Raw genomic sequence first — 25,229 nt, 5'->3', positions numbered from 1 at the left:
TTTCTAAATTCTCGGCACGCTCCCCCGGATGCGATCACTGTAAGCATTGCCCAGGTTGTTTTGCGTGGTTGCCCAGTCGATGGGAAAGCGATCGCGCGTGCCTTCTTGCAACGCCTGTGTGTAGCATGAAATCGCAATTTCTAAATTCTCGGCACGCTCCCCCCGGATGCGTTGGTCGTAAGCTGCGCCCAGGTTGTTTTGCGTCATTGCCCAGTCGATGGGAAAGCGATCGCGCGTGCCTTCTTGCAACGCCTGTCTGTAGCATGAAATCGCAATTTCTAAATTCTCGGCACGCTCCCCCCGGATGCGTTGGTCGTAAGCTGCGCCCAGGTTGTTTTGCGTCATTGCCCAGTAGATGGGAAAGCGAGCGCGCGTGCCTTCTTGCAATGCCTGTGTGTAGCATGAGATCGCAATTTCTAAATTTTCGGCACGCTCCCCGGATGCGATCACCGTAAGCTAAGCCCAGGTTGTTTTGCGTGGTTGCCCAGTCGATGGGAAAGCGATCGCGCGTGTATTCTTGCAATGCCTGTGTGTAGCATTCAATCGCCAGTTCTAAATTCTCGGCACGCTCCCCCGGATGCGATGGCTGTAAGCTATGCCCAGGTTGTTTTGCGTCATTGCCCAGTCGATGGGAAAGCGATCGCGCGTGCGTTCTTGCAACGCCTGTGTGTAGCATTCAATCGCCACTTCTAAATTCTCGGCACGCTCTCCCCGGATGCGATCACCGTAAGCTAAGCCCAGGTTGTTTTGCGTCATTGCCCAGTCGATGGGAAAGCGTTCTCTGGTAAAAACCGTTAATGCTATCTCGTAACCTGTAATGGCAATTTCTAAATTCTCCGCCCGGTTGCCCAAGGGGAAGTCCCACATCCGGGTACTAAAATTAACGATAACGCCTGCGATGCTTTGTGCTGTTTCTGTCTCCAAGTCTGGCAGAGTCCCTGTTGCCCAGTTTCGCAAAACTTGGGCAAAGCTTATATCCAATTTATCTACATGAGCTGCCAGTAGCGGGTGTATGACTGCGGCATCGCCGTTGCTTTCTGCTGTAGCTATAAGTACCTGTAATAAAAAGTCGAGTTGAGTGTCAGGCGTGGGGGCAATCTCTGTGTCCTTCTCCTGGGCGGGGGTGAATCCTAGCGTACTCGTGATTTTTTGGATAATCTTTTGTAAAAAAGTACGCAGCATTGCTCTTTCCCAGATTTTGATAGCTTCGTAGTTGCGCTTTAGCGCTAAAGCGGTGACTACAAATTAGGCTTACCTCTCAATTATTTTCTAACAAACCACAAGGACAAATGTGTCAGAAATCTTGTGGACGAGTCTCAAAGACTCGTGTGCGAGTATTAAAGACTCATCAACGAGTATTAAACACTCATCAGCGAGTATCAAACACTCATCAGCGAGTATTAGAACCTCGTGCGCGAGTGTCATAACCTCATGAACGAGTATCAGAACCTCATGAACGAGTATCAGAAACTTGTGAACGAGTATCAAAGACTCATCAGCGAGTGTCATAACCTCATGAACGAGTATCAGAACCTCATGAACGAGTATCAGAAACTTGTGAACGAGTATTAAGGGATTTCCAACAAATAAATTATTCCCTAACAGTGGGGTGGGCATCCCGGCATTAGTGTCAACTTAAGCCACAACCCTTTGACAATCTCGTTTCCAGGTTCTACCTGGAAACGCACTTTCATTGCGGCTCTGCCGCTTTGTAAGGGAGGCGGAGCCTCTTGGGAGGCATTCCCAGCCTCAGGCTGGGAACGAGGCATTACCACGTTAACTGCACCCCACCCCTTAATCCCCTCCCCGCTTGCGGGGAGGGGAGGTGAAGCGCAGCTTTACCGGGGTGGGGTTCTTAGAGTCATGATAAGTATTTAACCGGACTTGATATGAACAAGTATTAAGGGATTTCCAACAAGTCAAGAAGAAGTCAGAATTCTGAATTCTGACTTCTTCTTCAATTCGGAAGTCCCTTACGTGGCGATAAAACATAGCCTCAACGCTGACGCCGCTTAATAAACGTAGTAAAAGCCACTCCTAGCATAATTAAAGCCATTGCACACACTCCATGCCACTGCCAGTGACTCCAGCCATAAACACCAAGGAACGAACCCAACGCTCCACCAAGAAAATAAAAGGTAATATAAAGTGCATTCAAACGGCTGTGAAACTCTGAAGGTAAACTGTAAATTCTCGCTTGGTTAGAAACCATTGTGGTTTGCACACCCAAGTCCAAAAGGATAACCCCAGCAATCAACCCCAGAACGTGATAACCAAACACCCAGAAAATCAGAAACGATAAGCTTGTAATCACAAGACCTAACCCTACAGTCAGCTTGGGATTTCTCTTATCTGCTATCTTACCCACAATAGGAGCCGCCGCCGCTCCCACCACACCCACCAGCCCAAATAATCCCGTCACTTCACTGCCGTAATGGTAGGGTGGCTGTGCCAAAAAGAATACCAAAGTACTCCAAAAAGCGCTAAAGGCACCAAAGGACATTGCCCCTGCAAGGGAAGCTTCACGCAAGATAGGGTGCTGCCTTATCAACTTGAACAAAGATCCAATCAGCTGAGGGTAGGAAACACGCAGCGATGGTTGGCTTTTTGGTAGCATCCGAGACAAGACAACAGCCAGAACAATCATCAACCCACTCGCCAGCCAATACATCTCCCGCCAGCCGAAATTAGCTCCCACAAAGCCACTGACTGTCCTAGCTAAAAGAATTCCGATCAACAGCCCACTCATCACTGTGCCAACAACTCTTCCTCGCTGCTGCGGTTTTGCCAGTTGTGCTGCAAAAGGAACGATCAGCTGTGGGGTAATAGTCGTGATGCCGATCGCCAAACTCGCAACCAACAACCAAGCAAGGTTGAGTGACACCGCCGCCGCCCCCAACGCCACAGATGTTAACACCAGCATCGTCAGAACCAATCTCCGCTTTTCCATCAAGTCGCCCAGCGGAACGAGGAGAAAAATTCCCAAGGCGTAACCAATTTGCGTCACTATAGGAATCCACCCAGTGGCATGATTAGGAGCCTGTAAGCTTTGGGCAATCACCGCCAGTAGGGGTTGGTTGTAGTATAGATTAGCAGCCGCTGCCCCACTTGTGATCGCCATGATCCAGACGAGTTTGTGCCCTAATGGGTCTTGGTTCAGCCTTTCGGTAGATGCGTTATTGTTAACAATTCTCACAGGATAAGACTCCAGTTGCTTATTTAGCATTTATTTGAGTGAAAACCAGGTTTTTTGTAGAGGCACGGCACTGCCATGCGTGTCAACTTAAGCCAAAATCCTTCTAAAATCTCGTTTCCAGGTCTAAGCAGGAAATGCAGTGGGCGCGGCTAGTAACGCAAGTAAGCGAGGCAGAGCCTCCCAGTAGGCATTCCCAGCCTGAGGCTGGGAACGAGGCAATCTCTAAAAGCTTGTTCTATACGGGTTTTCACCTTAAGTTGACACCAATGCTGCGTTTATCTGTGGTTCCAACAAAAAATTTATTGCCTATCTATTTAAAAATCAAATCCAAGCGCTGCTGAGATTGTTTGAGCGCTTCTTGAGGCTCACTTTTCCCCAACATCACAGATTCCAACGCCCGTCCGATATTTTCTGAAACCCGATTATAACCCGGAAAAATAGGACGACTGCGCCCATATTTTGCCTGATCCAAAAACACCTTCACTGCTGGTTGTTTCTCAACATATGCCAGATATTTCGGATTTTGACGCGACTTCATGTTCGCAGGTAAATATCCAGTTCCCAACGCCCATTCTGTCTGAAATTCTTCACTTAAAACATATTCTGCAAAAGCAAATGCTGCTTTTTCCCTTTGGGGAGTCGTTTTAAACAGGAACAGATTTTCACCACCAGTGCTAGTAGCAGGACGTTCACCAACGGGAATCGGAAAAACAGCAAAATCTCCATTGGGAATATCTTGTTGCAAATATCCTAGCGTCCAAGGACCTGTTATTTGCATTGCTACCTTACCAGCAATGAAATTATCTGTTTCATAACCTCGTTCTGGTCCAGATAAAATCACTGAACCATCAGTAATCAAATCGCGCCACAATTGCAAAGCGGCAGTAGCACCTTTATTATCTTTTAATTGGACTGCTGCTGCTTGCAGTACGTCACCACTAACCAACTCACCGCCGCCACTCCACATAAACGGTAACCAGATAAATACCGAAAATTCTCCCTTTCCTAAAGGCAGAAAGATGCCGTGTTGGTCTATACTCCCGTCACCATTTGTATCACGAGTCAATTTTTTAGCAACTTGACGCAACTCTTCCCAAGTGCGGGGTAATTCAGTAATTCCTGCTGCTTGAAACAAACTCGGTCGGTAGTAAATACCAACATTATTCGTCGCAAACGGCACCGACCAAATTTTCCCCTTGTATTCCATTGACTCAAACAAAGCAGGGTCAATTTCTGCTTTGACTGGTGAGTTTGCTAACATTTCATCTATAGGTATCAGGGCATTCAATTCCACGAGTTGACCGCCAATGGTTGGGTTATACCACAACAAATCTGGTGGTGCATTTCCTACCACCGCTGATAAAATCTTTGGCATTTGCTGATCTGGTTGTCCCACATAAAGGGACTCCACCTGGATATTTGGGTGCGTTTGATTAAATCGGTCTACCAGCTTTTGCAACACATCGCGATTAGGCGGCGGATTTACCCCCTGCCATAAAGTCACATGAATCACTTGATCTGTTTTCTCGCCTTCTGGTAAAGCTTGACATCCAGTCAAAATCAAGATGCCCACTATGAGTAAAATCAATAACCTTGCTCTAAGGAAAGGGTAAGTAGGAATTTTAATGAATTTCATGAGTGCGTTGTCAAGTGGTTTAACATTAAGTTCCCATTTTTTGGGAAACTTAAGGATGAGTATGCAAAAGCTAGAATCTAGCTATATCGTATCTGGTGAGTAGATAGCATTATTAATTTCCGAATATGGCAGGACACAGTAAATGGGCAAATATTAAGCGCCAAAAAGCAGTAGTCGATGCAAAAAAGGGTAAGACTTTCACCCAGTGGTCCCGTGCGATTATTGTGGCGGCGAGAAGTGGCGTTCCAGATCCAACAGGAAATTTTCAACTTCGTACGGCAATTGAAAAAGCAAAGGCGGCGGGTCTTCCTAACGAGAATATAGAAAGAGCGATCGCCAAAGGTGCAGGTACACTCTCAGGCGGTGCGTCTAGTTTAGAAGCTATTCGTTACGAAGGTTACGGTCCTGGAGGAGTTGCTATCCTTGTTGAAGCCCTAACAGATAATCGCAATCGTACTGCTGCTGACTTACGTGTTGCCTTCAGTAAAAACGGTGGTAATCTCGGTGAAACAGGTTGTGTTGGCTGGATGTTTTCCCAAAATGGCGTTTGTACTGTTGAGGGAGTTGATGATGAAGAACAGCTTTTAGAAGCATCTCTCGAAGGTGGTGCCCAGTCTTATGAGATGACTGAGGAGCAAACCGCTGAGGTGTTTACCGAAGTAGCTGATTTAGAGAACCTCAGCCAAACCCTGAAAGACAAAGGCTTTAAGGTGACTGATGCCGAATTGCGCTGGATTCCTAGTAATAGTGTAGAAGTGAGTGATCCAGATCAGGCGCGATCGCTTCTCAAACTTATAGATACGCTAGAAGGTTTAGATGATGTACAAAATGTTACGGCAAATTTTGATATGTCAGAACAACTCATGGCTGTGATGGCTTGAGCAAGGAAATGAATTGATTTTAGAATTTTCAAAAGCGGTGGAATTAGAACAAATTAGGTACTGATAAGCGCAAAGCTTGGGAGATGTAATTTGTAATTTCTGGAATGAAAAAATGCTGTCAGCTTGCAACTATTGGCTGTAAACATAAGTTGGGCGTTTGAAATAAGAACAGGGCAAAAATCTACACAGAAACTCCACATCAATAACATGAGGCTGACACAACTTTCTGAGATAGTTAGGTTGTTGATTTTCAAATGAAAATTCTCAAATGAACAACTTCGCTAAAGCTGTACTCGTAGCTCTGGTATTTGCTGCTCCTGTAGCCCTGAGCGTACCCTCTGTCCAAGCCAAAACTGCTACTCCTGCGAAGACTACAACTGTTGCTGCCAAGCCTGCTGCTGGTACCAAAGCCACTAAAACTCATTACAAAAATCATCATGGCAAGCACAAAGCCTCCCATACTCAAAGCAGTGTGAAGAAATAGTTAGTGTTAACCTATACAATTTTTAGTAGCCCTACAAAAACTTTAATTGTTATTACTCTTCATTGAGATAAATAACACCATTTAACCCCGTAGCGTTCCTCAAGCTCCAACGGGGTTTTTTCTATTTTCTAGTTGGCAAATCGTCGCCTAGACCAATTTTTTGAGCAAAAATAAAGGCAGAAATTTACACAAAAACTCCACATCAATAACACGGCAATGACACATCTTGTTGAGATACTTAAATTATTGATTCTTGAATAATAAAACTTTCAAATGCTCAAGATCGCAAAAGCTTTACTTCTGTCTGTTGTTATTGCTGCTCCTGTAGCCCTAACTGCACCTACTGTGCATGCACAAACGCCTTCTTCCGCCACAACTACACCTGGTGCAACTACATCTGGTACAAGTACATCTGGTGGTATGACCAAACCTGGTAATACTACTACCAAACCTTCCACCGCTAAAAAGAAGAAATTGGGTACTCCTACCACCGGAAAAAAGACTTCCCGTCGTCCCTCCAGCAATTCTAGTACCAAGACATCTACAGGTAGTACACCTACAACATCTACAAGCGGTACACCTACAACACCTACTACTGAGTCCACACCTACTGCCCCAACTTCTTCAGGTAAATAAGCAATAGTTAGTCTAGGACTGAAGCAGAAAAGCATTTCGGTCAAAAGTATATATCCTCATGCTCTTCAAATTTTGCCTCGCTGTTATCAACAGCGAGCTTTTTTGTTTATAGCGGTTTTCATTTGGATGCAACACGCTTGAAACTTGCTCTCCAGCGGCTGCTTGCGTCAAAATAAGAATTAAAACCCTGTAATTTATCTTAACAATGGCGCAAGCGCAGCTTTCTCAAACCTTTAACGCTCCCCAAACATCAACACAGAAGCGGGGATATGATTATGATTTGGTTATCGTCGGCGGCGGGATAGTTGGCTTAACTCTAGCCTCTGCATTGAAAGATTCCGGCTTAAGTGTGCTGCTGGTGGAGGCAAAAGTAGAATCAGCAGCAGTCGCCAAAGGGCAGGCTTACGCAGTGCATATGCTTTCGGCGCTGATTTACCAAGGAATTGGAATTTGGGACAAAATATTGCCCAACATTGAGAGTTATCGCCGTGTGCGTCTTTCAGATGGTGATTATCCCGGTGTGGTGGAATGGGAAACCGGGGATATAAACGCACAAGATTTAGGTTACGTGGCGGAACACCAAGCACTGTTGCATCCCTTGCAGGAGTTTGTTAAAGATTGTTCTCATGTGACATATTTATGTCCTGGAGAAGTGTTAAATATCGAGTATCAGCAGGATGTGGTGACGATAGAGATCAAATTTGCAGACCAGATGCAGACGGTTCGCAGTAAATTAGTAGTAGCCGCAGATGGTTCGCGTTCTCCTATCCGTCAAGCAGCTGGAATTAAAACCCACGGCTGGAAATATTGGCAGTCTTGTATTGTTGCCTTTGTCAAACCAGAAAAATCCCATAACAACACAGCATACGAAAAATTCCACTCAAGTGGTCCGTTTGCGATTTTACCTTTGCCAGGAAACCGTTGCCGGATTGTGTGGACTGCCCCTCATGAAGAAGCAAAAGCTTTGTGTGCCTTGGATGATCAGCAATTTTTAGCAGAATTACAAGCGCGTTATGGCAATCAGATGGGCAAGTTAGAATTATTGGGCGATCGCTTTATTTTTCAAGTCCAACTCATGCAAAGCGATCGCTATGTTCTCCACCGACTCGCTTTAGTTGGTGATGCAGCGCACAATTGCCATCCTGTCGGCGGACAAGGTTTAAATTTAGGCATCCGGGATGTTGCTGCTTTGGCGCAAGTGTTGCAAGAGGCGAATGCAAAAGGTGAAGATATCGGCAACATTCAAATCCTCAAACGTTACGAACGCTGGCGTCAGCGGGAGAACTTGACAATTTTAGGTTTCACTGATTTGTTAGACCGAATGTTTTCTAATAACATCTTGCCAATTGTGCTAGTTCGCCGCCTCGGGTTATGGATCATGCGTCGAGTACCTGTGGTAAAAATATTTTCTCTGAAGCTGATGATCGGTTTGAAGGGGCGGGTTCCGAAATTAGCACAGCAGTAAATTGTGAGCAAAACTAATTCAGTGCTGAGTCCTGAGTAATGAGTTCAAATTAACTTTTTCCAATTTTTTTTATTCTACTATGGACTCAATACTCGGTACTTTCGACTGTTTTAGTCATTTGTATTTAGACGAAACAAAGCCAAAAATTATGGCTGGCGCGATCGCTCACCAAAGTTTCTAAAATACTATGGTGAAAGAATATATTGATATTGATACTTATATCTTGCTGGCATCCTCCATTAGGGGGATAAAGATGCAAATAAAGGTTCATCCAAAGACTTAACTATTAACAGCATTGTTGACAAAATAATTGTATTTTTTTGTACTAGTATTTCTATAAAAAGTGTTTAATTCCTAAAATTATCCTCTATTTTTTAGATTATATATTTGTTAAATAAAATACAGCAATACAATTTAATTCAGTGTTTATCTTGATAAAGATGGATTTGATACTTGGAGTAATATGTCTTTGTTTTATGAGATATGACAAAGATTATCTAACTTAACGAAGTGTCAATGATAAGTTCGGATTTGAGATTGACATCTCATCGATCCCCAACATTAAAAATACAAAAGTTAAAACTGACGACGTTGACCACTAGTAATGCTAAAGTGGCAAGAAATTCATGTGAAATTTGCAGCGGGAATCGATGCTGAAGAAGCTACAGACAAAGCATATTTCTCTAATTGCGGGTGCAGGACTGTGTGCCTTTTTAGCTGGGGCAATCGTGTCAGCTCCCGAAATAGGAAAATCAGTAGGACAATGGCTTAAACCACGGAAGATTCAGCCTGAACAGCTTTCGGAAGAAAGCAAAGCTAAATCACCCGTTTTTGCCTTGGTGTCACAATCTCCACAAGAACGTGCTGCAAAATTAGAAGCGCTCAAGGAGGGGGCAAAATCAACAGATCGAAATCGCGCTCGTTATCTTTTAGCAAGTGACTTAATTGAAAGGAAGCAAGCTAAAGCTGCACTTGAGTTACTAAAAGGACTAGAGACAGATTACCCACTCCTTGCGCCTTATGTGTTGCTTAGGCAAGCGCAAGCAGAAGAACTCCTAGGAGAAGAAGGCAAAGCCTCGGATCTTAGGCAGAAAGTGGTGAAAGAGTACTCCAAACAAGCAGCAGCAGCGAAAGCTTTGTATCTGATTGCCCTACCAGAGTATCAGGACAAAGCGATCGCGGAATTTCCTTCCCATCCCCTAACTTGGGAAATTATCCGTAAGCGATTGCAGGAAAATCCTAATCAGCCGCAATTACAGTTAGTCTTGGCTAAATACGCCTATGACCAACTAGGAATTGTTCCTGTATTAAATCAGCTGGCGAACAACTCCACCCTAAAACCTGAAGAATGGCAAATCATTGGTACAGCTTACTGGGAAAATAGTGAATTTGGTAAAGCGGCGACAGCATATGGCAAAGCGACGCGCACACCCCAAAACTATTACCGCGTTGCACGGGGATTGCAAGTAGGCGGACAACGAGCAGAAGCCGTTGTCATGTATCAACAACTGGTGAAAACGTTTCCGGATGCAAAAGAAAGTGGCACTGCTTTGATGCGTTTAGCAGAAATGGCAACAGTACGTAAAGACGCCTTGCCTTATCTCAACCAAGTCATTAGTAAATACCCTGACAAAGCAGGTACAGCGCTGGTAGAAAAAATCAAAATTCTTCAAACTCAAGATCAAAAAGCAGCCTCTGAAGCTCTGAAGCTCCTTCTTACCAAATATGGCAACTCTGAGGAAGCCGCAGAGTATCGCTGGAAAATGGCACAACAAAAAGCGAAGGCAAAAGATTATAAAGGTGCATGGCAATGGGCAGAACCGATTCCCAAAAATAACCCCAACAGTATTTTGGCTCCCAGAGCTAGCTTTTGGGTTGCAAAATGGGCAAGCAAACTAGGGAAAAACCAAGAGGCAAAACAAGCTTTTGAGTATACAATCAGCAATTTTCCCTACTCTTATTATTCGTGGCGAGCAGCGGCAACCTTGGGACTAAATGTTGGCAATTTCAACACAGTGCGTAAGATGAACCCACAGGTCGTCCCAATCCAGCGTCCGTTACCAACGGCGGGTTCGGAAACTTTTAAGGAATTGTACCTACTCGGTCAAGACCGCGATGCTTGGTTGCAATGGCAGACCGAATTTCAGAACAAAATGCAGCCAACAGTCGCAGAGGAATTTACCGATGGTTTGATGCAGCTGGCAAAAGGAGAAAATATCAAGGGAATTGATCAAATTTCCAAATTGGAAGACCGAGAAACGCCGCAAGAACAAGCTGAATATCAAGCTTTAAGCAAACAAATCACTTACTGGCAGGCGCGTTATCCCTTCCCCTATCTTAAGGAAATTGAGCAGTGGTCCCAAAAACGTCAGCTCAACCCCTTGCTCGTTACTGCCCTTATACGTCAGGAGTCCCGGTTTGAGACAAAAGTTCGTTCTACAGCTGGTGCGACTGGTTTAATGCAGGTTATGCCAGATACAGCTAAATGGATTGCCCCACAAATTAAGTTCGATACCAAAAAAATTGATTTACAAAACCCCAACAACAACATCATGCTGGGAACTTGGTATTTGGATCACACTCATCAGCAGTATGGCAATAACTCCCTGCTTGCAATTGCCAGTTACAATGCTGGTCCTGGTAACGTTAACAAGTGGTTGCCAATTCTGCCTAAGGAAGATCCAGATGAATTTGTAGAATCAATTCCCTTTGATGAAACCAAAAATTACGTGCGTCAGGTGTTTGGTAACTACTGGAATTACCTGAGACTTTACAACCCGGAAATTTCCCAAATAGTATCAAAATATTCGGCTGAACACCCACAACTACCGCTTCAGTGATGTTAAAGAGTGCAGAGGCGCTAGAGATGAAAGCGTCTCTACATCCACCTGCTTCCCAGTACAATGGTTAAAAGGTGATGCTCTCTAGCTAACTCATGACATCTTCACAAGACATAGACACAACAACTCCTCCTAGTATTGACGTTGAAGTACAAGGCGACTCAAAACCAGAAATAGATCCTATAGATCCTCTTGATGAATTGCCTGGTGAAATCGAAATGTCAATTTTCGATCACCTAGAGGAGTTGCGACAACGAATTTTTTACTCGTTAATTGCTGTAGCAGTAGGTGTTATCGGCTGCTTCTTAGCGGTTAAGCCGATTGTTCAGCTGCTAGAAGTGCCAGCACAGGGAGTAAAGTTTCTGCAACTGGCTCCGGGAGAATATTTCTTTGTCTCCCTCAAAGTCGCAGGCTACAGCGGGTTAGTGTTATCTAGCCCTTTTGTGCTATTGCAAATTATCCAGTTTGTCCTCCCTGGACTGACTCGGCGCGAACGCCGCTTACTGGGACCTGTGGTTTTGGGGTCAAGTGTTCTGTTCGCCGGGGGGATCGCATTTGCCTACCTTTTGTTGATACCAGCTGCTCTAAAATTCTTTATCAGCTATGGTGCAGACGTAGTCGAGCAACTGTGGTCGATTGACAAGTATTTTGAATTTGTCTTGTTGCTGCTCTTTAGTACTGGATTAGCATTTCAAATCCCCATCATCCAAGTGCTACTTGGTGCTTTAGGGATTGTTTCTTCTAAACTAATGCTTTCTGGTTGGCGCTACGTCATTTTGGGAGCAGTGATTTTAGGAGCAATTCTCACACCTTCAACTGACCCCTTCACCCAAAGTCTTTTAGCAGGAGCTGTGCTGGGGCTTTACTTTGGTGGTATTGGTCTAGTTAAGCTAATAGGAAAATGACACTAATTTCCTATGAAGACTTTGAAAAAGTAGAAATTCGTGTTGGTAAAATCATCAAATTAGAAGATTTTCCCGAAGCGCGCAAACCAGCATACAAACTTTGGATAGACTTTGGTGATTTGGGTATCAAAAAATCTAGCGCTCAAATTACCAAACTATATCAAAAACAAGATTTAACACACAGGTTAATATTAGCTGTCACAAACTTTCCACCCCGTCAAATAGCTGATTTCATGTCTGAAGTTCTTGTCTTAGGCGTAGTACTAGACGATGGTGAAGTCGTGTTAATTCAGCCAGATAGAGACGTACCTCTAGGTAAAAGAATTTTATAACAATTTTCTTTCTATTCTTTTCTTAGCGCCCTAGCACAACGCGGCGAAAATAAAGCTACCATTCCAAAGCAGTGAAAAGCCTACGTAATAAGCTTTTTGACTTGTTACCTTCACTTTTGACTTGTTACCTTCACTTTTGACTTTTGACTTCCAAAGCAGCGGTACTCGCCTACCCTTCAACAAGGGCTTCGTTCGCCCTAACAGCACGCCGCTGAATGTCTAAGGCGTCTACACCCGTCTCATGCGGTTCATACTTTCAACTACTCAATCAACCATTCCGCAGCGCGTTCACCCAAATCTAAGGAAATGCTCACAGCTTTACCAAGTCGTGGGCGTTCTCGTGTTTCTCTAATATACTTTTTCACCTGTGTCTCACAACCCAAGCCACTGAGATAATTGGCAATACTATCGAGATGCTCTTGGTAATCTGCCTCACTTAATGGAAAGGAAGCTTGCTCTAAATATTTCCACATAACTTGTAAGAATATTTTACCCTGTGTCCGACGCAACTGGACGTCATAAGAGCGTCCCCACTTCTCAATCAATAGTTGGTGCAATTCCTGTCCCGTCATAGCTTTTCTCAGATATTTTTACATTTAGTTATGATGTTAAGTTCCATTACTCAAGTATGATAGGACTATAAAGAAATGTAATCCTACTAAGAAAGATGCTAGAAATATCTTTGCATAGAGCATTCTCGCATCCTTGTAGGTATTATCATTTTGGCTCAGACAAGAGTTTTTTCATGAGAAACTCTTGTAAAATCTGTTAACAAAATACACAAAGAACGCGTAGGTTATGGCGCAATTTTCTGAATCAATGGACGTTCCCGATATGGGGCGTCGTCAATTCATGAATCTTCTGACTTTTGGAACTGTAACCGGAGTGGCACTGGGAGCATTGTATCCCGTTGTCAAGTATTTTATTCCACCAGCAACTGGTGGTGCTGGTGGTGGTACAACAGCAAAGGACGAGTTGGGCAACAATGTCAGCGTTAGCAAGTTTTTAGAAAGCCATAATGTAGGCGATCGCGTTCTGGTTCAAGGACTCAAGGGAGACCCTACCTATATTGTGGTAGATAGCAAAGAGGCGATTACTGATTACGGTATTAACGCTGTTTGCACCCACTTAGGTTGTGTTGTTCCTTGGAATGCAGCAGAGAACAAGTTTAAGTGTCCCTGTCATGGTTCACAGTACGACGCTACTGGTAAAGTTGTCCGAGGTCCAGCACCGCTATCTTTGGCTTTGAGTCATGCAAAAGTAGAAGAAGACAAAATTCTTCTAACTCAATGGAGTGAAACCGACTTCCGCACTGGGGAAGCACCTTGGTGGGCTTAATCAGGACTAAAGTGCAACCGATCCGAGTCTGGAGTCGAAATTTGACTCTTGACTAATGACACATCAGGCATGACTAATAACTAATATCAGAGAACGTTGTCCAAGTTGTCCTTATAGAGATGAGAAATGTTTGTCAAACGGCGAGTATAGCTCGCAGTGCTAGAGCAGTTGTAAAAACATTGCTTATAGCGATCGCTACAGTGACATTTTTCTTCACCAGCGATTTCGCCTTTCCTCAAGCGGCTTCAGCATATCCCTTTTGGGCACAGCAAACCTACCCCGAAACCCCTCGCGAACCGACAGGGCGGATTGTGTGTGCCAACTGTCACCTAGCAGCAAAGCCAGCCGAAGTAGAAATTCCCCAGTCTGTTCTACCTGACACGGTATTTAAAGCCGTGGTCAAAATTCCCTACGATACCAGCTTGCAGCAGGTGGGTGCCGATGGTTCCAAAACCGGCTTAAACGTTGGTGCTGTGCTGATGCTACCAGAAGGCTTCAAAATTGCTCCGGAAGAACGCATTCCTGAGGAGTGGAAAGAAGAAGTCGAAGGTTTGTTCTACCAACCCTACAGCGAAGAGAAAGAAAACGTCGTTATCATCGGACCACTACCTGGTGAACAATATCAGGAAATCGTCTTCCCCGTTCTTTCTCCCAACCCCGCAACGGATAAGAACATCCAGTTTGGTAAGTATGCTGTTCACCTAGGTGCTAACCGGGGACGCGGACAAATTTACCCAACAGGCGAAAAGAGCAACAACGCAGTATATGCTGCTTCTGCTACTGGTACAGTTAGCAAAATCGCCAAAACAGAAGATGAAGACGGTAACGTCAAGTATCAAGTCAGCATCCAGCCAGAATCTGGGGATACAGTCGTTGATACCATTCCCGTTGGACCAGAATTGATTGTTTCCGAAGGGCAAGCAGTCAAAAAAGATGACCCTTTGACCAACAATCCAAACGTCGGTGGATTCGGTCAAGATGATGGGGAAATCGTGCTACAAGATGCCAGCAGAGTTCAATGGTTGATTGCATTTGTCGCACTTGTGATGTTGGCTCAAGTTATGCTTGTTCTCAAGAAGAAGCAGGTTGAAAAAGTCCAAGCTGCAGAAATGAATTTCTAAATTAAGAGCCAATTTATTAGTTATAAGACAGGCATTTTGCCTGTTTTTTTTTGCGGTACAAAACCGCTTTGCGTGGCACCTTTATGACAGAGAATGAGCGTGGCGATGCTCCTCTGGAGCCGCCCAAAGGGCGATTGGCTCCGCCACTGCCCCGAATCGCAATCGCAGCTTCTTGGCGGGAAAGCGATCGCCCTTGTTATGCGCTTTATAGCAATCGCACACCTTCATCTGGGACTGAGCGATCGCCCCTCGAATCAAAGAGCGAAAGAGCCAAGTACATCAAGACCCACAGTTCTTGACGCCATAACACCAATAAGCACACCAAGACCTAGCGCTCTACGAAAATAATTAACGCCTTGAAATAATTCTAGCCACGCCCAAGTAAATAAAGAGCCAAAAGCAAGTGCCTCTAACCCTGTATTCACAACGCCTGTTGTAAAAACTAATTTGAGCAAACTAGCTGTTATCCAAACAATAAGCGGTAAGTTTGGCATCTGAGCTAAAACAATCTTGCCATCGCTGTCACGGAAGATTTTATCGAATAATGTATTTTTCATCACTTTAAATTGCAACAATCAGCTAAAATTATTAACTTACAAAAACTACGATTCCCATTACAACATTCAGATTTCTCTCTTATCAACCACCATTATGCTGAGATTAGAGCGGCAAAGCATATTCATATTGGACTTGGGTTTTAAGTTGAGCAATCTCCGTCTTTCTACTCTTTTGTGGTATGGCATAGTGAGCGAAAACCTATGTAAATTCTTCTTAGGTAATAACTGAAAACAGCCATAATCGTAAAAATATGTCCGTGGCAGGATGTGGCTTAGTTTCACCTCAAAAAGTGGGACTTTGAGACAACTGTTTAAACTTCATACCTTAATAGTCATTGTCAGCCACACAAATCCCTTTACATTTAATACCGTTCGTAGCGGTGCGCTGACAATGAGAACATAGAACTTTTTCGTTTTCTGTTTCTTGATTTGTTTTGATACTAGTGCTTGCGGTAAGAAAGTCTTTTTCGGTCTGGATTTTTTCACTCATAAGGTAGTTCTTGTTGGATAGCGATTAGTTCTCGAACATCGTCCATACTTAATTTTATTAAACTTGCCCAATGTTACGGTTTTCCCTCTTATCAAATTAATTCCTCTTCTCTTAATCTGGCTGCTTTTGGAACCAGTGACGGTCAGATATTTTTATCAGATAAAGGATTTAAAATTCCTCGTGATTTCCCAGCCTCCCAGTCATGGCGATCGCATTCTGAGCGATAGTATATAACCTAAGCTCCTAATGAGTTGAGGGATTGGTAATGACAGCCGCAGTAGAGTATTTTCCTATTACTCCAATTGAGTACCCAGATGAGGACGGTAAGCCAATGGCTGAAGGAGATATCCAGTGCAGTTACTTAACTTATGCAAGAAACGCGCTACGGCTATATTTCCAAAACCGTTCTGATGTATATGTTGCTGGCAATTTATTTATTTACTACGAACAGGGTAATCCAGAATCAGTTGTAGCACCAGATATATTTGTGGTGTTTGGAGTGGAAAACCGCCAGCGCCGCTCTTATAAAACTTGGGAAGAAAATAATAAAACACCTGATTTTGTTCTAGAGATTACCTCAAAAGCAACTCGTACAAAAGACCAAGGTGCAAAAAAAGGAATTTACGCCTTTTTGGGAGTTTGCGAATATTATCAATATGACCCTACAGGAGATTATCTCACTCCCCAACTCCAAGGTTTGCGCTTAGTCAATGAAAACTATTTCCCAGTCCCTACCAGTACTTTGCCAGATGGTACAGTATCCTTATCCAGTGAAGTCTTGGGTTTAGAGTTGCGAATTCAATCAGGAGAAATGCGCTTTTATGACCCAGCTACAGGTAAAACACTGCTAAGCTATGAGGAAGAAGCAGCAGCACGACAAGCTGCTGAAGAGAAAGCGCAACGCTTAGCCGCTAAACTTAGAGAATTGAACATTGACCCAGATACCCTATAAGGGACTCCCAAATTAAAAAATATCCAACTTTTTCTTGTGGGATGGGCTTCTAGCCCGTCCTATTAACTGGGCGGGCGGGGACGCCCACCCCACAAGATGGATAATTTATTTCTTGCAATACCCTAATACCAAAGCACCTCACCCGCAACTCCTCTCGGTGCCAGTGGGGTGAGGTTATTGGTGTATTTGAGCTAAGTCAAAACCCCTATAATTACAATGGACGATACACTCGATAATTGATATTAGGGAAGATATTGTCCATCAATTCAACTTTTTCCAGCCAACCGCTATCGATTTTGCCGATTTTAACGTCTTCGTAAAGCTTGTTGAAACGCATGAGGTGCGATCGCGTCCTTCTAACAGCATAAGGTACCATCGTTCCCGTTCGCATAATAAACGCCCAGTCAGAAGATTGCGCCAACAACAATTCCCGCGCCGCTTGGTTTAACGCTTTCCATTCCAACTCATCTGCTGGTTCCCGCTTTGATATTTCAATCATCCGTTCTGCGGCTTTATGCAGATGTGGGTAAATCCACGCATTTGTTTCGTTCAACCAATACTCGTGGAATCCTTTATAACCCCAACTCGATTGCGAAGGACGGCAGACTTGCTGAGTTGGTTCCGCCCGCAGATAATCTGCCAAGTGGGTCATTGCATAAGTCTTTTGGTCAAACCAGGACTTGCGGAACAGGTAATCGATGAACCAGGGACCCTCGTACCACCAATGTCCAAATAACTCTGCATCGTACGGAGAAACAATAATCGGCGGGCGATTCATTATACCATAGAGATGCCCGGCTTGCTGTTCTCTATTATACATAAAATTGGCAGCGTGTTCCGCAGTTTTTTCCCTTGCCCAATAGGGGTCGTAGAGTGCCTTATCTCCTAACCCTAAACCGCGTCCAGTAATTTTGTGATACTTAATGCCCGTATTTTTCCGCTGACCGTTGGGCATGATGTAGGGCTTGATGTATTCATATTCTGCTTCCCAGCCCAAGTCTTTATAAAATTCCCGGTATTCCGGCGCACCAGGATAGCCTACCTCAGAAGACCACACTTGCTGAGAAGATTCATGATCTCGACCAAAGACAGCGACACCACTTTCTGTAAAAATTGGGGCATAGCTGCCAAATCGCGGACGAGGACGGGCATAAAGAATGCCATGTCCATCAGTGAGGAAGTAGCGCAACCCTGCATCGGCTAACATTCGATCTACACCTTCGTAGTAGGCGCATTCTGGCAGCCAAATACCTCTGGGTGGCTGTCCAAAAGTTTCCTCGTAGTGTTCGCACGCTACCTTAATTTGTGCCCACACAGCTTGCGGGTACATTTTCATCAGCGGTAGGTAGCCGTGGGTCGCACCGCAGGTGATGATTTCTACATTATTAGTATCTTGAAACTGCTTAAAAGCTGTTACTAAGTCCCCTTTGTAGCTTTCCCAAACTTCTCGTATCGCCTTAAACTCACTGGCGTAATGCTCGGCTAAATACTTGATATGACCATTGTGCGCATTATGTTCGAGTTCTAGTTGTATAAGTTCTTCTAGCTTGGCTAAGTGGGCGTCGTAGCGTTCTTGCAGCAAAGGATCACGGAGCATCGACACAAGGGGTGGTGTCATACTCATCGTAATTTTAAAGTCAACGCCGTCTCGCTTTAAGCCTTCAAATACTCGTAGCAAGGGAATGTAAGTTTCGGTGATGGCTTCATAAAGCCATTCTTCTTCCAGCACATAGTCACTTTCTGGGTGACGAACGAAGGGCAGGTGTGCGTGGAGTACAAGCGCAACGTAGCCGATAGCCATAATAAATAGTTCCGGGGTGTTACCTATTAATTGAAGGTTGGGGATTTGGTAGATTTAAGATTATTTTAAGACTTTATGGTGGTTAAGAGACATTGCCCCCATTAACACAACATCGGCTATGATTCTTCACTCTCTTGATACAAGTGTTCCAACTCCTGCAACTGCGTCCTGCGGGAACTACGGCGATATTTTTTAGATTCCAGCTTCGGTTCGTACTGAGTTTGTCCCTTACCTTTGCTTTTCAGCTTGAGAGTGGATTCAGGATCTGCTTGTTGGTTCTGGTGAGTCTGGCGCTCAATCGCTTCTGTTAAGAAATCTAAGTAATGTTGATATCGTTCCCATTCTCCCCGAACGACACACTCCGGTTCGTCTCGGTGTAAACAATCACTAAAACGACAGCTACCAACCGCTAATCTCTGCCTTGCTTCTGGAAAATAACTTGCTAATTCTTCTGGAGGAGAATCAAGGTCAGGTTGGTTAAATCCCGGAGTATCTGCGAGTAAACCCCCAGTGGGCAATTCAAATAATTCTACGTGGCGAGTAGTGTGCCGACCCCTTGCTAGTTTGCCAGAAATCTCTCCGACTCGTAAGTTAGCATTGGGAATCAGTCGATTGATGAGGCTGGACTTGCCAACCCCGGAAGATCCAGCAATCACCGTAATCTTATCTTTGAGCTTGTCTGCTACTTCGTCAATATTTATACCTTGACCAACACTAATAAATATTGGTTGGTAGCCCCAATTTCCCAACTGGTGATAAATTTCTGCCTGCTGTTCTTTTGAGATTAAATCGCACTTATTCAGGCATAAGATTACATCTATATCGGTAGACTCAGCCTTTACCAAAAATCGGCTGAGTTGGTATGGTTCCAAAGGCGGATCGGCGACGGCAAAAACTAACAGAATTTGGTTCACATTGGCGATCGCCGGACGATCCAATTGACTTTGACGGGGTAAAACGGACGCGATCGCTCCCCGTCCGCCAGCCCAATCTGGTTCTTCCACAACCACGCGATCGCCCACCATAACTTGTTGCCCGATCTTTTTCAATCGGCTTCTGCGGGTGCACAGCAGGATAAGGGGCAGGGGGGAATTTGGAGGTTTTATCTCCTCTGCTCCTACGCTTCCTCCGAAGTTCCGAGCGGAGGCTTCCTCCGATCGGACTTCTCTGTGCTCCCCTACATCCAGTTGTACTCGATAAAAATTAGCTTGCACGGCTAAGACCGTGCCTATTAACTGCTTAGTGGCTTCTAATCCTTCCCCTCTCATGAGGCACTATCGGGACGGCGGACTAGCAAGGAAAAATAACCAACGCAATCTGTGATTTGCTCCACCTGATAGCCTGCCATTGTCAGACTATCAGGAACCTGCTCAATCGGCTCCCCAGGATCTAGCCAGACTTCTAGTAACTCTCCCGGTTTCATTTGCTCCAAACGGAGTTTTGTCCGTACAAAGTTTATCGGGCAAGGGGTGCCGCGCAAATCGAGTTGAGCATTAGGAGTTGAGAGGGCAGATAGACTCATCGTTGGTGAAAAAAGTTTCCCAAAAATCCTTCTAGACCACCTTTACCTGTGCGATCTCCTTTAATTTTAGCGAGCTTCTCCAGTAGTTCACGTTCCTCAGTTGTTAACTTGCTGGGGATATCAATTAACACAGTAATCATGTGATCGCCACGGCTGACAGGATTACCCAAGCGTGGTACCCCACGATTTTCCATTTTCATTACAGTATTTGGCTGAGTTCCAGGTGGAATTAACAATTCCTCTGGTCCATCTACCGTATTTACCTCCAATCGGCAGCCTAAAATCGCTTGCAGATAGCTAATTTTGATTTCTGAGAGAATGTTGATGCCATCCCGATGGAATTCCTCATCCTCATTCACAAATAAGTAAACGTACAAATCTCCTGGAGGACCACTGCGTTGACCCGCATCACCTTCTGAGGAGATTCGCAAGCGTGTGCCGTTGTCCACCCCAGGTGGAATGGAAATTTTCAGTTTCTTCGTGACTTGTTTTGCACCCTTACCGTCACAAGTATCACATTTGTCTTCTATCACCATTCCCGTAGCATTACAGGTGGGACAAGTCGAAACTTGCGTGAAGCTGCCAAACGGCGTTCTAGTGACGCGGCGTACTTGACCTGTTCCAGTACAAGTCGAACAAGTGCGGGGGCGAGTACCTGGTTTTGCTCCAGATCCGCTACAGATTTCACAAGTCTCTAAATGAGAAATGCGAATTTCTTTTTCACCGCCAAATACTGCTTCCCGAAAGTCTAGCTTTAGGTCTAGCCGGAGGTCATCGCCCCGCACTGGTCCACTACGCCGCCTTTGCGTTGTCCCACCACCCATACCGCCAGCAAAACCGCTGAAAATGCTTTCAAAAATATCAGCGAAGCCACCCATGTCGCCGATATCTTGGTAGCCTACACCAGCTCCACCATTTACAGCAGCTTCACCAAAGCGGTCATAACGAGCGCGAACTTCCGGTTCGCTAAGCACTTCATAAGCACGGTTTATTTCTTTAAAGCGCTCTTCAGCTCCCGGTTCTTTGTTCACGTCTGGGTGATACTTCCGGGCTAAGCGGCGGTAGGCGTGTTTGATTTCTTCTTTGTCGGCGTCACGAGAGACACCTAGAATTTCATAATAATCGCGAGCCATATAGCAAAGGTGAAAGTTAAAAGGTAGAAAGCGGCTATGCACAGAGAACAACAGCAGCAGCGGCTTATTGCCGAAGCGCGTTAGCTCCACTCTAACGAAAAGCCGCGCTATGCGCGTCTTGTGGAAAGTGAGCTCAGAAGTTTGTCAAGGCAGAAGGCAGAAGGCAATGGTTAAGTTTTATTAATACTAAATTATTTTACCTTTTACCCTTTACAAAAATCACCATAACAGTCTTCAAATCTGAATGCTGAGGATGTTTTCCTCTGCTTTGGTTGCCTAGAGTTGTAGACCCACAGCTTCAGAGAGGGTTTCCCGCTCTCATGGCGAGGAGCATTGCACTTCTGGCCGTTCTACAAAGTGGTAGGCGAGTGGCGTTGCGCAGTAAAAAAATCTGGAATTAGTTTTGAAATCAAAGACTAAATTGAAACCAGAAAAATTTTTACTTGCGCATCAGCACTGATTGCTCAGCACTGAATAATTGCAACAGGTACTTCCCTCGTGGTAGACGACAAAAGCATCTTTTACAATTGTGCTATGTAGATGGCAAAAACTCCGCTCATTTTACAGATAGGCTACCCGCACAAAAAAGTGTGGAAAACCCCACAGACATCATGAAATTGCATTTGTACTGTAACATTATTTAGCCGGAAGTATAAACCTCCGGCTAACAATTCAGTGTTATTACGAGTGATATTATGATGCTCAGTGCTAAATCAAGAATTACCTTTTGAGAATTTATAATTCATAATTCATAATTTCCTTAGTCTATCACTTCATAATCAGCCTGCGTAGTATTTTCGTCATCAAAATCAAAGTTAAATTGTGGTGTTAGCGTTCCATTCACTAGCGCGGCTGGTTCTGAGGTCAATAAAGTCTCTGAAGCTTCAGTCATTTCATCGTGCCTATTAACGCGGTTATACACCTGGGAGCCAATGGCAAACAAACTTTGCTGGAAGTCATCCAAGCGTTGCTTAAATTCTGCTATGGAGATAGCTTCATCTGTCATTGCTGCTTGTAGCTGTGTCATTTTTTCATTTGCCAAGGCTCTCATCTGGTCGCTAATCAAGTTGCCATTGTTCTTTAATGTCGATTCGTAACTGTATAACAGATTATCAGCCTGGTTTTTGAGTTCAACGAGTTGTATGCGTCTTTTGTCTTGTTCGGCAAACATTTCGGCTTGTTGCCGCATTCTTTCGACTTCATTAACACTCAAGCCACCTGTATTGGTAATCTGAATACTTTGTTCTCGAAGAGTGCCTTTGTCTTGTGCTGAAACTTTGAGAATGCCATTGACATCAATTTCAAAAGAGACTTCAATTTGCGGTACACCACGAGGAGTCGGCGGAATTCCCCCAAGAAGAAATTTGCCCAAACTCTTGTTGTCCCGTGCCATTGCCCGTTCACCTTGAAGGACGTGAATTTCCACTGAGTTTTGCCCATCGACTGCTGTGGAAAAGACTTGGGACTTACTGGTTGGAATTGTGGTGTTACGTTCGATAATTTTGGTGAACACTTCTCCCAAAGTTTCAATACCTAAAGACAAGGGCGTGACATCTAACAAAAGCAAATTCTCAACTTCACCTCCCAGCACCCCAGCTTGGATAGCTGCGCCTAGTGCGACTGCTTCGTCGGGGTTGACAGAGCGATCTGGAGTTTTGCCATTAAAAAATTTGATCAAGGCATTTTGCACCGCAGGAATGCGAGTGGAACCGCCCACCAAAATAATCCGGTCGATATCTTGTGGTTTGAGTTCCGCGTCTTTCAGCGCTTGAGTCATCGGTTCAATGGTGGCTTCCACCAGATGTGCCGTTAACTCTTCAAATTTCGCGCGGCTTAATTCGATCTCTAGATGCTTCGGACCCCTTTCATCAGCGGTAATGAAAGGCAAGTTAATTGAAGTACTGAGTATACTGGAAAGTTCAATTTTTGCCTTTTCCGCTGCTTCGCGCAAGCGTTGCAAAGCCATTTTGTCCTGAGACAGGTCAACTTTCTGTTCCTGCTGGAAACGTTCCATCATCCAGCGTACGATACAGTTATCAAAATCGTCCCCACCCAGGTGATTGTTGCCACCAGTCGCCTTGACTTCAAACACTCCATCCCCAAGTTGTAGGATCGAGACATCGAAAGTACCGCCTCCCAAGTCAAAGACCAGAACGATCTGCTCTTGCTCAAGCTTGTCCAACCCAAAGGCTAAAGCCGCTGCAGTTGGTTCATTGATAATCCTTAAAACTTCTAGTCCGGCAATAGTGCCAGCGTCTTTAGTCGCTTGTCTTTGACCATCTGTAAAATATGCTGGTACTGTGATCACTACTTGAGTCACAGGTTCACCGAAGAAGTTTTCCGCATCCTGTTTTAGCTTTTGTAGGATCATGGCGGAGATTTCTTGTGGTGTGTAGTGATGTCCACGAATCTCGACATCAACAGTATCGTCTCGACCTTTGATACAGGTGTAAGGTACACGATCGCGTTCAACTGCGGTGTCATCCCAGCGACGACCGATAAATCGCTTGATACTGAAAATTGTGTTTTCGGCGTTCGTGACAGCTTGACGCTTTGCCAGTTGACCGATTAAGCGTTCACTGGCTTTAGCAAATCCCACAATACTAGGAGTCATTCGTCCGCCTTCTGAATTAGCAATGACAATCGGTTGACCACCTTCGAGAACCGCGACACAACTGTTGGTAGTGCCTAAGTCGATCCCAATAATTCCCATAAATATCGGTATTTTTATCGGTATTTTTACTGAGTGCTTTTCGCTTGAAGTTTTAAGCGCCATCCGGTGTTAGCGCTACACAAACACCGGTCAAGGCTGCTCAACTTCGGGCGTGATGTTTCGCGGACTATTTTTGTTTGTGGTTAGATATGCGATGCTCGCCCAAGTTTGCCAGGCACTTTTGGTCAGTAAGGCGAGCGACTACAGCTTAGCTGTTAGCTGGGCTCGACTGATTTTCTTCAGAAGAGGGTGCATCTTCCTTTGGAGCAGCCACCTTCACCATTGCATGGCGCAGCACGCGATCGCCCAAGTAATATCCGCGTACTAATTCTTCTAACACTGTTCCTTCAGGATATTCATCCGTAGGTTCGCGCAATACTGCTTCGTGTAGGTTCGGATCAAAGGGTTGACCTTCAGGACGCATCGGTGATACACCCAAGCGCTTTAAGCTATCAACTAATAGCTTGTAAACGCCTTGGTAGCTCTTATGAATGGTCATTTCCCCATCATTTTGGGGTTTGATTTGCGACCTTGCCCGTTCAAAATTATCGACGATTGGCAGTAATTCAGTAATTGTGTTCCGCTTCACCTGCTGTTCCAAGTCTTCTTTCTCTTTTTGATTTCGTTTGCGGTAATTCTCAAAATCAGCCACAATCCGCAAATATTGAGTGTTACGCTCTTCTACCTGCGCTTTTAGGGACTCAATTTGTTGATTGACTGCTGGTTCTTTGGCTGTGGACTCATTACCAGCAGCCTCAGTTGCAGCAACACCACTATCTTGACTCTGCGTAGCTGTATCTCCAGAGACATTGGCTTGAGTTGACACTTGATCAGTCACTTCGCTTTGGGTTGCGTTGGCATTTATTTCGGCTGTAGAGTCGCTAGTCATTGCTTGCTTTTCCTCGGTTTGTTCACCTAATGGCTGGTTTGTATTGTTTTGCTGTTGCTCGTCTATCATTTTGCACTCTTCCCAGATGCTAGATTGGGCAGTTATCCCCATATTTTGCAGCTCTTAAATTCAGCTACAAAAAGCGGTCACCTAAAGTATCAAGTTATGAACTCAAGGCAAAAGAGTGTAGACGCCCGGAGGACGGTGAGACAGCGCTGCAGGAGGGTTTCCCGACAGCAGGCGACTGCGTTCACCGTTCGCGAAGCGTGCGCTCTGCGCTCAGGTGTGCCGTTCGCCGTTAGGCGTGGCGTTAGCCATAGGCATACCCGCAGGGCTTC

Annotated in this window: 24 protein-coding genes; 10 read left to right on the top strand and 14 right to left on the bottom strand. The window is 44.8% G+C overall.

Annotated elements, in window-relative coordinates; translation table 11 throughout:
* Window positions 1–3 precede the first annotated feature (3 nt).
* The 5 genes from V5G28_RS03345 to V5G28_RS03325 form a co-directional block, all read right to left on the bottom strand.
* The gene (locus V5G28_RS03345) at window positions 4–450 is read right to left on the bottom strand and encodes a tetratricopeptide repeat protein (protein WP_336229581.1); all 447 of its coding nucleotides are present in this window, start codon (window positions 448–450) and stop codon (window positions 4–6) included.
* A 102-nt stretch (window positions 451–552) separates the two neighbouring features.
* Complete coding sequence (locus tag V5G28_RS03340; RefSeq protein ID WP_336229580.1) at window positions 553–1,182, bottom strand: tetratricopeptide repeat protein; 630 nt, start codon at window positions 1,180–1,182, stop codon at window positions 553–555.
* Window positions 1,183–1,598: 416 nt separating this feature from the next.
* Window positions 1,599–1,769: a hypothetical protein gene (locus tag V5G28_RS03335; RefSeq protein WP_332990166.1), complete on the bottom strand. Its 171-nt coding sequence runs from the start codon at window positions 1,767–1,769 to the stop codon at window positions 1,599–1,601.
* Between the two features lie 227 nt (window positions 1,770–1,996).
* The gene (locus V5G28_RS03330; RefSeq protein ID WP_332990164.1) at window positions 1,997–3,196 is read right to left on the bottom strand and encodes an MFS transporter; all 1,200 of its coding nucleotides are present in this window, start codon (window positions 3,194–3,196) and stop codon (window positions 1,997–1,999) included.
* A 310-nt stretch (window positions 3,197–3,506) separates the two neighbouring features.
* Window positions 3,507–4,832, bottom strand: a complete 1,326-nt coding sequence (locus V5G28_RS03325) for an ABC transporter substrate-binding protein (protein ID WP_096561162.1) — start codon at window positions 4,830–4,832, stop codon at window positions 3,507–3,509.
* A gap of 125 nt (window positions 4,833–4,957) precedes the next feature.
* On the opposite strand from V5G28_RS03325, the gene V5G28_RS03320 reads away from it, so the two are divergent.
* The gene (locus V5G28_RS03320) at window positions 4,958–5,713 is read left to right on the top strand and encodes a YebC/PmpR family DNA-binding transcriptional regulator (RefSeq protein ID WP_332990160.1); all 756 of its coding nucleotides are present in this window, start codon (window positions 4,958–4,960) and stop codon (window positions 5,711–5,713) included.
* A gap of 268 nt (window positions 5,714–5,981) precedes the next feature.
* A complete protein-coding gene (locus V5G28_RS03315) occupies window positions 5,982–6,197 on the top strand; it encodes a hypothetical protein (RefSeq protein ID WP_332990158.1) in 216 nt (71 codons plus the stop codon).
* Window positions 6,198–6,466: 269 nt separating this feature from the next.
* Here V5G28_RS03315 and V5G28_RS03310 read toward each other — a convergent pair whose 3' ends face one another.
* Window positions 6,467–6,877 (bottom strand): hypothetical protein, encoded by a 411-nt coding sequence (locus tag V5G28_RS03310; RefSeq protein ID WP_332990156.1) that lies wholly within the window; start codon window positions 6,875–6,877, stop codon window positions 6,467–6,469.
* Window positions 6,878–7,038: 161 nt separating this feature from the next.
* Here V5G28_RS03310 and V5G28_RS03305 point away from each other — a divergent pair, with 161 nt between their 5' ends.
* From V5G28_RS03305 to V5G28_RS03290, 4 genes are all read left to right on the top strand, one after another.
* Entirely contained in the window at window positions 7,039–8,298 is a 1,260-nt protein-coding gene (locus V5G28_RS03305) for an FAD-dependent hydroxylase (RefSeq protein ID WP_332990154.1), read from the top strand.
* A gap of 650 nt (window positions 8,299–8,948) precedes the next feature.
* Window positions 8,949–11,138, top strand: a complete 2,190-nt coding sequence (locus V5G28_RS03300; RefSeq protein ID WP_332990152.1) for a lytic transglycosylase domain-containing protein — start codon at window positions 8,949–8,951, stop codon at window positions 11,136–11,138.
* 95 nt (window positions 11,139–11,233) lie between these two features.
* Window positions 11,234–12,043: a twin-arginine translocase subunit TatC gene (tatC, locus tag V5G28_RS03295; protein ID WP_096561156.1), complete on the top strand. Its 810-nt coding sequence runs from the start codon at window positions 11,234–11,236 to the stop codon at window positions 12,041–12,043.
* A complete protein-coding gene (locus tag V5G28_RS03290; protein WP_096561155.1) occupies window positions 12,040–12,375 on the top strand; it encodes a tRNA-binding protein in 336 nt (111 codons plus the stop codon). The genes tatC and V5G28_RS03290 overlap by 4 nt, the downstream gene beginning before the upstream one ends.
* Before the next feature lie 260 nt (window positions 12,376–12,635).
* Here the strand turns inward: V5G28_RS03290 and V5G28_RS03285 are convergent, their stop codons facing one another.
* Window positions 12,636–12,947, bottom strand: a complete 312-nt coding sequence (locus tag V5G28_RS03285) for a DUF3067 family protein (RefSeq protein ID WP_096561154.1) — start codon at window positions 12,945–12,947, stop codon at window positions 12,636–12,638.
* A 226-nt stretch (window positions 12,948–13,173) separates the two neighbouring features.
* Here V5G28_RS03285 and petC point away from each other — a divergent pair, with 226 nt between their 5' ends.
* The 3 genes from petC to V5G28_RS03270 all read left to right on the top strand — a co-directional run bounded on the left by petC (window position 13,174) and on the right by V5G28_RS03270 (window position 15,133).
* Entirely contained in the window at window positions 13,174–13,713 is a 540-nt protein-coding gene (petC, locus tag V5G28_RS03280) for a cytochrome b6-f complex iron-sulfur subunit (protein ID WP_096561153.1), read from the top strand.
* Between the two features lie 119 nt (window positions 13,714–13,832).
* Window positions 13,833–14,834, top strand: a complete 1,002-nt coding sequence (gene petA / locus V5G28_RS03275) for a cytochrome f (protein ID WP_073631560.1) — start codon at window positions 13,833–13,835, stop codon at window positions 14,832–14,834.
* An 83-nt stretch (window positions 14,835–14,917) separates the two neighbouring features.
* The gene (locus V5G28_RS03270) at window positions 14,918–15,133 is read left to right on the top strand and encodes a hypothetical protein (RefSeq protein WP_336229573.1); all 216 of its coding nucleotides are present in this window, start codon (window positions 14,918–14,920) and stop codon (window positions 15,131–15,133) included.
* Here the strand turns inward: V5G28_RS03270 and V5G28_RS03265 are convergent.
* Complete coding sequence (locus tag V5G28_RS03265; RefSeq protein ID WP_096561152.1) at window positions 15,089–15,391, bottom strand: hypothetical protein; 303 nt, start codon at window positions 15,389–15,391, stop codon at window positions 15,089–15,091. The two genes, V5G28_RS03270 and V5G28_RS03265, sit on opposite strands and share 45 nt — an antisense overlap.
* Before the next feature lie 755 nt (window positions 15,392–16,146).
* Between V5G28_RS03265 and V5G28_RS03260 the strand changes: the two genes are divergently transcribed.
* Entirely contained in the window at window positions 16,147–16,833 is a 687-nt protein-coding gene (locus V5G28_RS03260) for a Uma2 family endonuclease (protein ID WP_332990143.1), read from the top strand.
* A gap of 211 nt (window positions 16,834–17,044) precedes the next feature.
* Here V5G28_RS03260 and V5G28_RS03255 read toward each other — a convergent pair whose 3' ends face one another.
* The 6 genes from V5G28_RS03255 to grpE form a co-directional block, all read right to left on the bottom strand.
* Window positions 17,045–18,634: a glycoside hydrolase family 57 protein gene (locus V5G28_RS03255; RefSeq protein WP_332990141.1), complete on the bottom strand. Its 1,590-nt coding sequence runs from the start codon at window positions 18,632–18,634 to the stop codon at window positions 17,045–17,047.
* A gap of 116 nt (window positions 18,635–18,750) precedes the next feature.
* A complete protein-coding gene (rsgA, locus tag V5G28_RS03250; RefSeq protein WP_332990139.1) occupies window positions 18,751–19,902 on the bottom strand; it encodes a small ribosomal subunit biogenesis GTPase RsgA in 1,152 nt (383 codons plus the stop codon).
* A complete protein-coding gene (locus tag V5G28_RS03245; protein WP_096561148.1) occupies window positions 19,899–20,156 on the bottom strand; it encodes a sulfurtransferase TusA family protein in 258 nt (85 codons plus the stop codon). Before V5G28_RS03245 ends, rsgA begins: the two co-directional genes overlap by 4 nt.
* On the bottom strand, window positions 20,153–21,289 hold the full coding sequence (dnaJ, locus tag V5G28_RS03240) for a molecular chaperone DnaJ (RefSeq protein WP_096561147.1): 1,137 nt from the start codon (window positions 21,287–21,289) through the stop codon (window positions 20,153–20,155). The genes V5G28_RS03245 and dnaJ overlap by 4 nt, the downstream gene beginning before the upstream one ends.
* A gap of 760 nt (window positions 21,290–22,049) precedes the next feature.
* Entirely contained in the window at window positions 22,050–24,002 is a 1,953-nt protein-coding gene (gene dnaK, locus V5G28_RS03235) for a molecular chaperone DnaK (protein ID WP_336229571.1), read from the bottom strand.
* A gap of 208 nt (window positions 24,003–24,210) precedes the next feature.
* Entirely contained in the window at window positions 24,211–24,960 is a 750-nt protein-coding gene (grpE, locus tag V5G28_RS03230; RefSeq protein WP_332990137.1) for a nucleotide exchange factor GrpE, read from the bottom strand.
* Between the last annotated feature and the right edge of the window lie 269 nt (window positions 24,961–25,229).

Source organism: Scytonema sp. PRP1 (assembly GCF_036697665.2).
Taxonomy (GTDB): domain Bacteria; phylum Cyanobacteriota; class Cyanobacteriia; order Cyanobacteriales; family Nostocaceae; genus Kalymmatonema; species Kalymmatonema gypsitolerans.
This window is presented reverse-complemented; position numbering and strand designations above follow the sequence as displayed.

Bases quoted from the DNA above. Each gene is read 5' to 3' on its own strand.
- V5G28_RS03290 (WP_096561155.1), top strand. From the start codon at position 12,040: ATGACACTAATTTCCTATGAAGACTTTGAAAAAGTAGAAATTCGTGTT.
- V5G28_RS03245 (WP_096561148.1), bottom strand. From the start codon at position 20,156: ATGAGTCTATCTGCCCTCTCAACTCCTAATGCTCAACTCGATTTGCGC.
- petC (WP_096561153.1), top strand. From the start codon at position 13,174: ATGGCGCAATTTTCTGAATCAATGGACGTTCCCGATATGGGGCGTCGT.
- dnaJ (WP_096561147.1), bottom strand. From the start codon at position 21,289: ATGGCTCGCGATTATTATGAAATTCTAGGTGTCTCTCGTGACGCCGAC.
- dnaK (WP_336229571.1), bottom strand. From the start codon at position 24,002: ATGGGAATTATTGGGATCGACTTAGGCACTACCAACAGTTGTGTCGCG.
- V5G28_RS03320 (WP_332990160.1), top strand. From the start codon at position 4,958: ATGGCAGGACACAGTAAATGGGCAAATATTAAGCGCCAAAAAGCAGTA.
- V5G28_RS03255 (WP_332990141.1), bottom strand. From the start codon at position 18,634: ATGGCTATCGGCTACGTTGCGCTTGTACTCCACGCACACCTGCCCTTC.
- V5G28_RS03335 (WP_332990166.1), bottom strand. From the start codon at position 1,769: ATGCCTCGTTCCCAGCCTGAGGCTGGGAATGCCTCCCAAGAGGCTCCG.
- petA (WP_073631560.1), top strand. From the start codon at position 13,833: ATGAGAAATGTTTGTCAAACGGCGAGTATAGCTCGCAGTGCTAGAGCA.
- grpE (WP_332990137.1), bottom strand. From the start codon at position 24,960: ATGATAGACGAGCAACAGCAAAACAATACAAACCAGCCATTAGGTGAA.
- V5G28_RS03270 (WP_336229573.1), top strand. From the start codon at position 14,918: ATGACAGAGAATGAGCGTGGCGATGCTCCTCTGGAGCCGCCCAAAGGG.
- V5G28_RS03305 (WP_332990154.1), top strand. From the start codon at position 7,039: ATGGCGCAAGCGCAGCTTTCTCAAACCTTTAACGCTCCCCAAACATCA.
- V5G28_RS03260 (WP_332990143.1), top strand. From the start codon at position 16,147: ATGACAGCCGCAGTAGAGTATTTTCCTATTACTCCAATTGAGTACCCA.
- tatC (WP_096561156.1), top strand. From the start codon at position 11,234: ATGACATCTTCACAAGACATAGACACAACAACTCCTCCTAGTATTGAC.
- V5G28_RS03300 (WP_332990152.1), top strand. From the start codon at position 8,949: ATGCTGAAGAAGCTACAGACAAAGCATATTTCTCTAATTGCGGGTGCA.
- V5G28_RS03340 (WP_336229580.1), bottom strand. From the start codon at position 1,182: ATGCTGCGTACTTTTTTACAAAAGATTATCCAAAAAATCACGAGTACG.
- V5G28_RS03285 (WP_096561154.1), bottom strand. From the start codon at position 12,947: ATGACGGGACAGGAATTGCACCAACTATTGATTGAGAAGTGGGGACGC.
- V5G28_RS03315 (WP_332990158.1), top strand. From the start codon at position 5,982: ATGAACAACTTCGCTAAAGCTGTACTCGTAGCTCTGGTATTTGCTGCT.
- V5G28_RS03265 (WP_096561152.1), bottom strand. From the start codon at position 15,391: ATGAAAAATACATTATTCGATAAAATCTTCCGTGACAGCGATGGCAAG.
- rsgA (WP_332990139.1), bottom strand. From the start codon at position 19,902: ATGAGAGGGGAAGGATTAGAAGCCACTAAGCAGTTAATAGGCACGGTC.
- V5G28_RS03325 (WP_096561162.1), bottom strand. From the start codon at position 4,832: ATGAAATTCATTAAAATTCCTACTTACCCTTTCCTTAGAGCAAGGTTA.